The following is an 11,155-nucleotide window of genomic DNA, read 5'->3' on the forward strand; positions in this document are numbered from 1 at the left end:
TTCTTCGTATCTCTATCGGTCACCGGCCGTGTCGCCCCATGCGCCGGGGGGCACGTGACCGGGGGCGACATAGGCATGATGAAGGGCATCCAATTGAGTCCACAGCACATTGCACTTGAAGATCAACGCATCGAGCACCGCCTGCTGCTGGTCGAGTCGCCGCGCGTGGCGCTTGACGTAATCGAGCGCCATATCAGCATCCCGCGGGGCCTGGCTCAGGCGCGGCTCGAAATAGGCCAGGGTCTCGGCGGAGACAAAATCGTAGTGCTCGAGCATGCCGCTGACGCGCTGACCGATCACCTTCGGGGAAAACAACTCGGTCAGTGAAGACGCGATGGCTTCCAGCACACTGCGCTCGCGCACGAAATGGAGGTAGGCATCCACCGCGAAACGCGTGGCCGGCAATATGTGCCGCGTCGAGACGACCATGTCGCGGTCGAGGCCTAGCCCATCGGTGAGCATCAACCAGCGGGCGATACCGCCTTCACCTTCGGCTTCGCCATCATGATCCACCAGACGCGAGCGCCATTCGCGGCGCAGCGCCGGATCGTCAAGGCGCGCGATCAGCGATGCATCCTTGTGCGGGATCATGGCTTGGTAGTAATAGCGATTGAGCGCCCAGGCCTGCACCTGACGGCGATCAAGCTCGCCGTTCTGCAACATCAACTGAAAGGGATGCCGGTGGTGGTAACGCTGCTCACCAATGCTGCGCAGACGAGCTTCCAGGGCCTCTGCGCTCAATGGTTCTCGCAGCGGCGCGTCGATATCGTTCATCAGCACTCCAGTTCCATGCCGTCATGGGCGATTTCCCATCCCATCCGCGCCGCTTCCCGGCGCTCGGGTGAGTCATCGATCAATACCGGATTGGTATTGTTGATATGCAGGAAGACACGCCGGCCAAGCGAGGTCGACGACAATGTCGCCATACTACCCGTTTCGCCGGACATCGCCATGTGCCCCATGCGCTGCCCTGTCTTGTGGCCGACCCCAGCGCGGATCATCTCGTCGTCACGCCACAAGGTGCCATCGAACAGCAGTACATCGGCCCCTTCGAGACGCGCCGCCAACGCGGGCGTCATCGCCGCGCAGCCGGGAATGTAATACGTACGACGACCTGCGGCGCGAAACTCGATGCCCACGGTCGCTTCGCCCTCGGCGCCAATGTCTACCTGATCACCTTCCAGGTACAACGCCGTCTTGCCCGGCACCGCAAACATGCGTGCCTCCAGCCCTTCGGCAAGCATCAGAGGCTGCTCCAACGCCACCGACACACGCTCGACGTAATCCGGATTGAGCACATTGAAAATCGGACTGTCACGCAACACGGCCTGGATTTCCGCCGTGGCATACAACCGGTAGGGAGAGCTTTCACGCAGACTCAACAAGCCGCCGACATGATCCACATCGGCATTGGTCAGCAGGATCGACGCAATGGGCGTGTGGCGACTTCCCTGTTGGGGAAAGAGCGCCGGCGTCCGGCGTATCTGTGTCAGCACCTCGGGCGCGCAATTGATCAAGGCCCACGAGCGACCATCGGCACTGACGGCAATGGAGGATTGTGTTCGCGATGTGACGCGTGGATCGCCCGACCACGCCAACCGACATACTTCACAGCGGCAATTCCATTGGGGCAGACCGCCACCGGCGGCCGCCCCGAGTACACGAATATACAAAGCCGCCTCAGAATTCGGCGGGCATGTAATCGTTGATTTCCAGCGCGATGCAGATCTCTTTGACTGTCGGAGTGGTCCAAGTCATGTCATTTCTCCACTAGTGAGTTTGCCCTTTCATCATAACCCCTTGATAGCACTATCGCATTAGCAACTACCAAGAATGCGTATATTGAGGGCGCATCATCCATCGGCCTTGCGATAGCGTCCTTTATAGTCGAAGAGCTTGTCGCGGATCTGCCAGTAACGACCGACCTTGCGTCCCACGACGAAGTCCGGAGCCTTGAGCCGCTGCTCGTCGGCGATGACCTCATCCGCCGAGCGTGGCTGCCAGTCGCTGCCCGGCGCGCGCAGGTGGTAACGCAAGAACGCCAGCGTGAAGGCGCGACGCTGCTCGGGTGTCTCCAGTGCGAACCATTCGTCGAGCGTAGCACCGTCCTCATCATGATAGGTCACCTTCAAGCGCGGCATCCCCCGCCCGTTGAGCACCGCTTGCAGCTGCATGCCCGACACGCGCAGCACCTTGGCTTCCTTTAGTCGCAGGGCTGCCTTGAGCTTGTCATCGGGATCGACCATGCGCTCACCGCATTGATGGCAAGCCCGCGCGGCGATGTCGTTTTCCGCGCCGCACTGATCGCATACCTTGAAGCGAAAGCGAAACGCGCATTGCTCCATCACCGATGCGTCAGGGGGTGATTCTGAGTCGTTCGCGCGGGGGCGGGCGCGATGAGAAGAAACCAGACCTTGGCAGCGGCGGCCGTGATGCTCGATGACCAGATCGCCATCGCGCTTGCCCCAGAACAGGTTGGCATGACCACACTCAGGGCATTCCACCTGGACCGGTTCAGCGTCTGAATCCGGGCGCGGTTCGCCGACTTCCGGCGCGTATAGATCCCAGGGGTTGCCAGCGTAATCGAGGATCAGACAGTCTTCCTTGCCAGGGGACAAGCGCAACCCACGCCCGACGATCTGCTGATACAGACTGACGGATTCCGTGGGCCGCAGGATGGCGATCAAATCCACGTGTGGCGCGTCGAATCCGGTCGTGAGCACCGCCACGTTGACGAGATACTTAATTTCGCGCGCCTTGAAGGACGCAAGCAAGCGCTCGCGTTCCTTCGTGGGCGTCGAGCCGACGATCAACGCCGCCTGCTCGGCCGGTAGGTAACCGACGATTTCCTCGGCATGAGCCACAGTGGCCGCGAAGATCATCACGCCACACCGCTCGCGCGCCTGCTCGACAACCTCGGCGATGATACCCGGCGTCGCCCGATGCCCCTGAACGACGCGATTCAACTCGGCTTCCTCGAAGCCGCCATCGCGTCCTGGTACCAGGCGCGAGAAATCGTAACGGGTCTGCCGACCATCCTCGGCATAGAGCGCCGCATCCACGCGCTTGGGCGCGACCAGGTAGCCCTGCTTGACCATCAGCCGCAGCGGCTGCTCAAACACACAATCCTGAAAGAAACTCTCGGCGTCACCACGCACCATGCCATGATGATGGCGGTGATAGATGAAGCCTTGCCCTAGGCGATACGGCGTCGCGGTCAGCCCCAGCACCTTGAGACGCGGATTGTGCTTGCGCAGATGCGCGATCACGCGATGATAGCTCGACGACGCCTTGCTGTGGCGGGCATCGTCGCTGGCTGGCGGAGGAATGCGGTGGCATTCGTCGATGACCAGCAGGGTGAACGCGCCCCACTCGTCGTGCGCCTCGAAACGCGCCAGGCTATTGACCACGGACTGCACCGAGCCGAAGACCACCTGACGTTCGCTCTCTTTACGCCCTAAGCCAGCACTGAATAAATCCGCCTCCAGACCGTAAGCCAGGTACTTGGCATGGTTCTGCTCGACCAGCTCGCGCACGTGGGCCAGCACCAGTACCCGCCCTCGCGCCAGACGCGCCAGCTCGGCAATCACCAGTGACTTGCCACTACCGGTCGGCAGCACCACCACGGCCGGATCGTCGCTCCCGCGAAAGTGCTCGACAACCCGGGACACGGCCTGTTGCTGGTAAGGACGAAGCGAGGGCGCGCTCATGGCAGACTTCCAATCGAATCAAAAGGCGCATCCTACCACCGGCGACAAGATCGGCCAGATGGCAAAACAGACCTTGATCTCGCTCCTCCGCGCCCCGACCTCATTAAAAAGGCGCGGATGACAACGATCACCCCGTATCGTATTAACGTTTCCAGCCAGGAGGCCCCATGCAAGCACCAAGCAGTCCCGATTGTCCTGAATGCGGTAGTCGCGCCAAGCGCTTCCCTCCCGGTCGCGAGGGCCAATATCATGTCTTTTGTAAAAAATGCGACCATGATTTCGGGCGTTATGACCGCCTCGTCGCCGACTACCGTCATCTTCTCGACGACCTGGAAGCCCATCTCGGAACCTCGGACAACGCGCCACGAGACATCTGAGACTGTTATCGGCACTCTTCACTGACATCCGTTATTCGGAGATCCTTCATGTCCTCGACTCAATCCCATTTCGTGGTGCTTGCCGAATTCCATCTCAAGGAAGGCCAGATCCCCGCGTTTCTCGCCTTGGCGCACAACGACGCCAACGAATCCCTGGCCAACGAGGAAGGCTGCCTGGCCTTCGACGTGCTCACGCCGGAAGGCAGCGACAATGTCGTCGTACTGCACGAAGTCTATCGCGACCGCGACGCCTTCGAACATCACATGCAGATGCCCCACTACGCGCCCTTCAAGGAAGGCAGCGCGCCGCTACTCGATGGCGAGCCAAACGTGCGCTTCTTCTACACGGCCATCCGTCCCGAATGAGCGATGATTTCAGTTGAGGCGTCACGCAAGACCGCAGCGCCGATGTTTACTCGGGCTGCGGTCTTGTCGCTATTTTGGCGGAGCATCAACTCAATTCATTCAATACCGCCTGGGTTATCTCATGTGTCGTTGAAGCACCACCCACATCCCGGGAATGGACACCGGAGCGCGTCAAGCGCTCGATAGCCGCCATCAGTCGCTCGGCGGCCGTGGTTTCTCCCAAGTGCTCGAGCATCATGACTGCCGTCCAAAAGGCGCCCACGGGGTTGGCGATGCCTTGGCCAGCGATATCGAAGGCCGAGCCGTGGATCGGCTCGAACATGGAGGGAAAGCGGCGCTCGGGATTCAGGTTCGCGGTCGGTGCAATCCCCAGGCTTCCCGTCAGCGCCGCCGCCAGGTCGGAAATGATATCGGCGTGCAGGTTGGTCGCCACCACGGTATCCAGCGTGTCCGGCTTGAGCACCATGCGCGTGGTCACGGCATCGACGAGCTCACGGTCGATCTTGACGTCGGGGTAATCCTCGGCCACCTCAAAGAACACCTCATCCCACAGCACCATACCGTGCCGCTGAGCATTGGATTTGGTCACCAGGGTCAACATCTTGCGCGGCCGACTTCGGGCCATCTCGAAGGCAAAGCGATGGATGCGCTCCACCCCCTTGCGCGAGAAGATCGACACCTCGGTGCCGATTTCTTCCGGCAGGCCGCGATGTACCCGTCCTCCATTACCGGAATACTCGCCTTCGCTGTTCTCGCGGATGATCACCCAGTCGATCTTGTCGGCGTCCTGCAACCGGCTACCGATCCCCGACAATAACCGAGCGGGACGCACGTTGGCATACTGATCGAATCCCTGGCAGATCGCTAGACGCAAATCCCACAACGAGACATGGTCCGGCACACGCTGACTGCCCACCGCGCCGAAATAGATGGCATCGAAAGTGGCCAGTTCTTCCAGGCCACCCTCGGGAAGATAGCGGCCATGCTCCAGATAATAGTCGGAGCTCCACGGGAAATCGCTAAAGGCGAAGCTCAACTCGCCGCTTTTCTCCGCCAGGGCCTGCAGGACCTGCTTGCCCGCCTCGATGACCTCGACGCCGATGCCGTCTCCAGGAATCACGGCGATCTTGTGATGACGCATGGTGAATATCCTCTGCTGCAATTGACCCAAGACTTATAGATGGGTGTGGAAGACCTTCATCAACTCGGCCTTGTCCTCGAAACCAATGCCCGGCATGGCCGGCATGGCCACATAGCCGTTCTCGACCGGCGTGGAATCGGCGAAACCGCCGAAGGGCGCAAAGACTCGAGGATAGGATTCGTTGCCACCCAACTTGAGGCCGGCAGCGATATTGAGGGCAAACTGATGCCCTCCGTGGGGAATGCATTGACGAGTCGACCAGCCGCGAATATGCAACTCGTCCAGCATGCGCAGGTATTCCACTAGTCCATACGACAGCACCGGATCCATCTGCAGAATGTCGCGATCGGGACGCATCCCTCCATGGCGCAGCAGGTTGCGTACATCCTGATGAGAGAACAGGTTCTCCCCCGTCGCGGTCGGACCGGCATAGTGTTCGCATAGCTGGCGCTGCAGGGCGTAGTCGAGCGGGTCGCCGGCCTCCTCGTACCAGCGCACCCCATAGGGGGCCAAGCCATCGGCGAAGTCCAGCGTATTCTGCAGGTCGAAGCGGCCATTGGCATCCACCGCCAGACGCGACGCGTCCCCCACCACCTCGAGCGCCGCCTCGACACGTGCCAAATCCTCTTTCAGCGGCACACCGCCGATTTTCATTTTGGTGGCCACGTAGCCCATGTCCAGGTAATCGCGCATCTCCTCCTGAAGCCCCTGGATTTCCTTGCCAGGATGGTAATAACCGCCAGCAGCGTAGACTGAGACACCGCTATCCAACTCGCCATCACCGAAGCGTTCGGCCAATAGCTGCGCCAGCGGCTTGTTCTCGACCTTGGCCACGATGTCCCAGATCGCCATGTCGATGATGCCCACCGCTACCGAGCGCTCGCCGTGACCGCCCGGTTTCTCGTTGGCCATAAGCGTCGCCCAGACCTTGAATGGATCAAGGTTGTGGCCACTGTCATCGAGCAATGACGCGGGGTCCGCCTCCTCCAGGCGGGGCAGGAAACGCTCTCTCAGCAAGCCACTCTGGGCATAGCGCCCGTTCGAATTGAAGCCATACCCCACGACCTGCCGGCCATCGACCTTGGTGTCGGTGTAGATTGCCAGGATGGACACATCCATCTTGGCGAATGAAATGTAGGCATTGGCGATATCGGACGCGATCGAGACCCGCGCTTCCTTGATGTCGGTGATTCGCATGTTCTCTCCTTGTCTTGAGGCCACCATTGTTCTTGAGTGATTACGACCAGATACCGGACGGTAGCCTGACGCTCAGGACTTCCGTAAAGGCCAGATAGAAAGCCCCGATCAGCACCGCAACGATCGGTGCCCATTGGGCCAGGCGACGCACGGGTACCGGCCCCTCGATATGCGCCAGGTACCAGGTCAGGCCGAAGAAAACGATGGCCGTCGCCACCAAGAAACCCAGCACACCAATCGCGTACCACCAGGCAAACAACACGACGATCATGATCACCAGACGTCGTGGATCACCTTCGATTTCCACCTGACGCGCCGCCGGTTTGATAAACGCCTTGACGATCAGCGCCAGTGACAACGCGACCATGATCACCAGGATGGCGCGGGGAAAGATGATGCTCAGCCGGCCCATGCCCTCACGCGGAAACCACAGGATGGCGGCGAACAGTAAGCCAAAGAGTCCCGCGGCGAAATCGGTATTGAGACGCAGGGTCATGATGGCTTCTCCTCGTCCGGATCGACCTTGGCCATGCGCCCGCTACGCTCCAGCCAACCCGGCAACAAGGTGGTCGCGACACTCAACGCCACCAGACAGGCCAGCACGATCGATAGCGGGTTGGCGAACAGCCGCAGCCAGGGTACCGGATCGACAACGGCCGTCAGCATTGTCTGCACATAGCCTTTCTCGGCGATGACGCCCAAGATCATGCCCAAGACGATGGGCGCCGCCTGGATGCCGATCAGGCGCAGGAAATACCCCACCGAGCCCAACAGCAGCATGATGAAGACGTCGGTCATACTGTTGCGCAGCGCATAGGTCCCCAGGATAGTGACCATGGCGATGCTCGGCAGCAGGAAGTAGAACGGCGTCTTGACCACGACACGATGAATCAACCGACCACCCAGCAGGCCGACCGGCAGCAGGAACATGGACGCAAACCCCATCGAGAGGATGAAGCCATTGGTCAGCACCCCGGTTTCGGTGAACAGATCCAGCCCCGGGCGCAGGCCATGCATGAGCAGCACGCCAAGGATGATGGCATCCGGTGGCGCACCGGGAATGCCCAGAGTCAGCAACGGCACCATACTGCCGGCCACCATGACATTGTTGCTCGACTCCGAGGCGATCACGCCATCGACGTTGCCCTTACCGAACGACGATGGATCCTTGGAGAAACGGCGGGCCTCGTTATAGGCCACTAGGCTAGTGACGTTGCCCCCTGCGCCCGGAATGATGGCGATGAGCTGGCCGATGATGCAGGAACGGATTAGATTGACGGGCTTGCCGAAGATATGCCGACCCATGCGCATAATGGCCGAGCCCGCACCGCCCTGAAGCTTGCCGCTTTCCGGCAAGGCGCCTCGCCCCTGGGCCGCCATCGAGATCAGTTCGGGGATCACGAACAGGCCGATCAGAGCGACGATCAATTCGATTCCACCCTGTAGCGCCGGTATACCGAAGATGAAGCGGGTTTCGCCACCGATCGGCGAGACGCCGACGGTGCTCAACAGCATGCCGATACACCCCCCAAGCAACCCCTTGAGCAGCGACCCGCTCGATAGGCTGGCCACCAGGGTCAGGCCCAGCAGCGCCACCCAGAACATCTCGGCCGGTCCGAACACCACGGCAAGCCTCGCTAGGGGCGGCGCCAGCAAGAGCAGGAACGTCACCCCAATGATGCCGCCGACCACCGAGGCAATGGTCGCAGCAGCCAGGGCTTCGTAGGCACGCCCTTGTCGCGCCATGGGATAGCCGTCGAACGTCGTGGCGATGGACGACGGCGTTCCAGGAGTATTGATCAGAATGGCAGTAAAGGCGCCGCCATAGATGGCGCCCATATAAACTGCTCCCAGCGCTATCAGGCCTTGCAAGGGCGACATCGTGAAGGTGAACGGCAACAACACCGCCAACGCCATGGTCGCCGTCAACCCTGGCAAGGCGCCGATGAATAACCCCGCCGTCACCCCGCACAGAATGGTCACGAGCCCTTTGAGCGTCAGGATCGAGAATAAAGCTTCCAGTAACATGTCCATGAGCCAACTCCACTAAGTGCAGGATGGGTCGCTTCAGATGAACGGCCAGCACCCACCCCTGCGACCATGAGGATCGCAGAGGCGGGTGACGCATCACGTCGCTTTATTGGTTGGCTTTGGCTTCTTCGAGGATCGGCTGATAGGCCGTCTTGAGTTGCTGTATGACCTCATCCACTTCGCCATCGGTGATGTCGGTCATGACGAAGCCGAGTGGCTCCTGCTTTTCGGCGATGCGCTCATTGGTTTCGGCGAACGCCTCTTCCAGCGTATTGACGATCTCATCCGGCGTCCCTTTGGGGACTGCGACGCCGCGATAGGCACCGCCGACGATGTCGTAACCCAGTTCCTTGAAGGTCGGCACGTCCGGTAGCGCGGGCACCCGTTCTTCCGAGGCCACGGCCAAGACACGTGCGTTGTCCTGCATCTGCACACCAAGCATCGAATAGTTGAAGATGCCCGACACGTGCCCGCCCTGTATCGCCGCTGGCAACGGCCCCGTGCCGGTGAAAGGAATGTAAGTCACATCGATATCCGCTTCACGCTCCAGACGCAAGGCGCCCAGGTGGTTGGCACTGAACGTCCCACTTCCGCCCAGCGTTACCGCCTGGGGATTTTCCTTGGCGTACTGGACCAATTCATCGAGCGTCTCGAACTGGCTATCCTTGGGGACGATCAAGGCATTGGGCGTGGTATGGAAAAAGGTCACGATCTTCCAGTTATCAGTCTCGTAACCGGCATCCTCACGCATGATGGGCTGGGCGATGATGTGTGGAATATTGACGCCAATCATCTCGTAACCCGTGGGCTCGGCATTATTCTGGAACTCGCTCCAGCCGACGGCACCACCACCACCTGGGCGGTGATTGACGTTGACATCGACCCCCAGGATTTCTTCCAGGTGAGGCTCCTGGAAGCGTGCGGTGACGTCGGACTCACCCCCCGGATCGAACGGAATCGTATAAGTAATGGGTTGTTCGGGATACTCGGCGAAGGCGACCCCGGGCATGCCCAAGGCAGCCATCAGGGTTAGCGAGCCTACCCAGCGTGTCGTGGCGAGTGTCATTGGCGTACTCCTTGGTCTTCTTGTGGTCTGACGACGTTCTCCGCTCGATTGTTCTTGTCACCGTCATGGCGGAGCGAATGAAACGTCATACGCATTTCGTGTCGGGGGAAATGCATACCGCACCTTTGAAGCTAGCCAACTTGTAAAATCTGTCCACTCACAAAAGGTAGACCTTAGTCGGGTAAAGCAGGTAAAACACGTCCCCACACAAAAAACCCAACTAAATATAATTTAAAAACAATATCTTACGTACAATACGCTCTTGTGAAAAAAGCAAGCGCACACCGGTCGAGTTGTTTTAAATGAACATGTGGATCTTGCTAACCCTCGAACACGCGAAGGCGTGAGTTACCGATGTGCTCACGCATCCGCTGGCAGGCCAGCTCGGCATCGCCTGCTCTAATGGCCTCGAAGATTCGCACATGCTCTTCCTGAACTTCCGGCAAGTGCTGCCCAGGACGGCGTAGACCAAGATTGCGCGCCAGGTTCTGGCCGAAATTGATCTGTGCCTTGAGCGACAGGAGGGTATCGGTGAAAAATCGATTGTTGGTGGCATTGGCAACCGCGAGATGAAAGCCGAAGTCCGCATCCACCCCGAGTTCACCCACTTGGATACACATTTCCAAGCGCTGTAGCGCCTTCTCGATCTCCTTGAGCGCCGACGTCGAGGCATATTGAGTGGCCGCACGTGCCGACTCCCCCTCGAGCGCCGCTCGAAACTCGAAACAACGCTGCATGTCCGCCAGACTGTCCAGTGGGGCAAAGTCCAGCATGGCACGGTCTGGGCGGCGCATGACGTAACTACCCGCCCCCCGCTGCGACCTCACCAAGCCGTCTTCCCTGAGCCGTGATAACGCCTGACGCACGATGGGCCGAGAGACTTGGTTCATTTCGGCCAGTTTGGCCTCGGAAGGTAGCCGATGACCTTCGTCGTACTCCCCCTGAAGAATACGCTCGACGATAACGCCATAGACCTTGTCACTGAGCCTCGCAGGACGCGCGCGCGAGTCCGCGACCTCCGTGTGATAAAAGCCTCCGCGCCGTTCGGAGTTAGAATCATGTGTCATTGACGGGGCCCATGGAGAAGACATACCCGCTCAACCTAACGCATTTCGAGGCGCCTGTGGATCATGCAAGGCCCCCACAGGCGCCATCGCTGATCACGCCTGCCCGAACATCAATCCATCCACGCGCGCGCATTGCGGAAAAGGCGCATCCAGGCGCCATCTTCCTGCCATTCGGCGGGACACCAGGAGTTGGTCACCGC

At 60.0% G+C, this 11,155-nt stretch carries 11 protein-coding genes; 2 read left to right on the top strand and 9 right to left on the bottom strand.

Annotation, left to right across the window (positions count from 1 at the left end):
• Positions 1-12: 12 nt before the first annotated feature.
• From pqqC to OP495_RS08860, 3 genes are all read right to left on the bottom strand, one after another.
• A complete protein-coding gene (gene pqqC / locus OP495_RS08850; protein ID WP_280562994.1) occupies positions 13-774 on the bottom strand; it encodes a pyrroloquinoline-quinone synthase PqqC in 762 nt (253 codons plus the stop codon).
• Positions 774-1,673: a pyrroloquinoline quinone biosynthesis protein PqqB gene (gene pqqB / locus OP495_RS08855; RefSeq protein ID WP_280562993.1), complete on the bottom strand. Its 900-nt coding sequence runs from the start codon at positions 1,671-1,673 to the stop codon at positions 774-776. Before pqqB ends, pqqC begins: the two co-directional genes overlap by 1 nt.
• Before the next feature lie 180 nt (positions 1,674-1,853).
• Positions 1,854-3,710 carry a DEAD/DEAH box helicase gene (locus OP495_RS08860; RefSeq protein WP_280568611.1) on the bottom strand — a complete coding sequence of 619 codons (1,857 nt, stop codon included), beginning with the start codon at positions 3,708-3,710 and terminating at the stop codon, positions 1,854-1,856.
• A gap of 167 nt (positions 3,711-3,877) precedes the next feature.
• Between OP495_RS08860 and OP495_RS08865 the strand changes: the two genes are divergently transcribed.
• Positions 3,878-4,087 carry a transposase gene (locus OP495_RS08865; RefSeq protein WP_247619524.1) on the top strand — a complete coding sequence of 70 codons (210 nt, stop codon included), beginning with the start codon at positions 3,878-3,880 and terminating at the stop codon, positions 4,085-4,087.
• Between the two features lie 48 nt (positions 4,088-4,135).
• Positions 4,136-4,453 (top strand): putative quinol monooxygenase, encoded by a 318-nt coding sequence (locus OP495_RS08870; RefSeq protein WP_280562991.1) that lies wholly within the window; start codon positions 4,136-4,138, stop codon positions 4,451-4,453.
• Between the two features lie 85 nt (positions 4,454-4,538).
• Here OP495_RS08870 and OP495_RS08875 read toward each other — a convergent pair whose 3' ends face one another.
• From OP495_RS08875 to OP495_RS08900, 6 genes are all read right to left on the bottom strand, one after another.
• Positions 4,539-5,594, bottom strand: coding sequence for a tartrate dehydrogenase (locus tag OP495_RS08875; RefSeq protein ID WP_280568612.1), 1,056 nt, complete (start codon positions 5,592-5,594; stop codon positions 4,539-4,541).
• Between the two features lie 33 nt (positions 5,595-5,627).
• Positions 5,628-6,791, bottom strand: a complete 1,164-nt coding sequence (locus OP495_RS08880) for a mandelate racemase/muconate lactonizing enzyme family protein (protein WP_280568615.1) — start codon at positions 6,789-6,791, stop codon at positions 5,628-5,630.
• 40 nt (positions 6,792-6,831) lie between these two features.
• Positions 6,832-7,287, bottom strand: coding sequence for a tripartite tricarboxylate transporter TctB family protein (locus tag OP495_RS08885; protein ID WP_280568616.1), 456 nt, complete (start codon positions 7,285-7,287; stop codon positions 6,832-6,834).
• Positions 7,284-8,825 carry a tripartite tricarboxylate transporter permease gene (locus OP495_RS08890; RefSeq protein WP_280562984.1) on the bottom strand — a complete coding sequence of 514 codons (1,542 nt, stop codon included), beginning with the start codon at positions 8,823-8,825 and terminating at the stop codon, positions 7,284-7,286. The genes OP495_RS08885 and OP495_RS08890 overlap by 4 nt, the downstream gene beginning before the upstream one ends.
• 103 nt (positions 8,826-8,928) lie before the next feature.
• Complete coding sequence (locus tag OP495_RS08895) at positions 8,929-9,888, bottom strand: tripartite tricarboxylate transporter substrate binding protein (RefSeq protein ID WP_280562983.1); 960 nt, start codon at positions 9,886-9,888, stop codon at positions 8,929-8,931.
• Positions 9,889-10,208: 320 nt separating this feature from the next.
• Positions 10,209-10,955 carry a FadR/GntR family transcriptional regulator gene (locus tag OP495_RS08900; RefSeq protein WP_280562982.1) on the bottom strand — a complete coding sequence of 249 codons (747 nt, stop codon included), beginning with the start codon at positions 10,953-10,955 and terminating at the stop codon, positions 10,209-10,211.
• Positions 10,956-11,155 lie beyond the last annotated feature (200 nt).

The sequence above is a fragment of the Chromohalobacter sp. 296-RDG genome (assembly GCF_029889885.1).
In the GTDB taxonomy this organism is placed as follows: Bacteria; Pseudomonadota; Gammaproteobacteria; order Pseudomonadales; family Halomonadaceae; genus Chromohalobacter.

What these genes read in the sequence shown, in the direction of transcription:
- OP495_RS08900 (WP_280562982.1), bottom strand. Translation starts at nt 10,955, where the DNA reads ATGACACATGATTCTAACTCCGAACGGCGCGGAGGCTTTTATCACACG.
- OP495_RS08885 (WP_280568616.1), bottom strand. Translation starts at nt 7,287, where the DNA reads ATGACCCTGCGTCTCAATACCGATTTCGCCGCGGGACTCTTTGGCTTA.
- OP495_RS08895 (WP_280562983.1), bottom strand. Translation starts at nt 9,888, where the DNA reads ATGACACTCGCCACGACACGCTGGGTAGGCTCGCTAACCCTGATGGCT.
- OP495_RS08875 (WP_280568612.1), bottom strand. Translation starts at nt 5,594, where the DNA reads ATGCGTCATCACAAGATCGCCGTGATTCCTGGAGACGGCATCGGCGTC.
- OP495_RS08880 (WP_280568615.1), bottom strand. Translation starts at nt 6,791, where the DNA reads ATGCGAATCACCGACATCAAGGAAGCGCGGGTCTCGATCGCGTCCGAT.
- OP495_RS08860 (WP_280568611.1), bottom strand. Translation starts at nt 3,710, where the DNA reads ATGAGCGCGCCCTCGCTTCGTCCTTACCAGCAACAGGCCGTGTCCCGG.
- OP495_RS08870 (WP_280562991.1), top strand. Translation starts at nt 4,136, where the DNA reads ATGTCCTCGACTCAATCCCATTTCGTGGTGCTTGCCGAATTCCATCTC.
- pqqC (WP_280562994.1), bottom strand. Translation starts at nt 774, where the DNA reads ATGAACGATATCGACGCGCCGCTGCGAGAACCATTGAGCGCAGAGGCC.
- OP495_RS08865 (WP_247619524.1), top strand. Translation starts at nt 3,878, where the DNA reads ATGCAAGCACCAAGCAGTCCCGATTGTCCTGAATGCGGTAGTCGCGCC.
- OP495_RS08890 (WP_280562984.1), bottom strand. Translation starts at nt 8,825, where the DNA reads ATGGACATGTTACTGGAAGCTTTATTCTCGATCCTGACGCTCAAAGGG.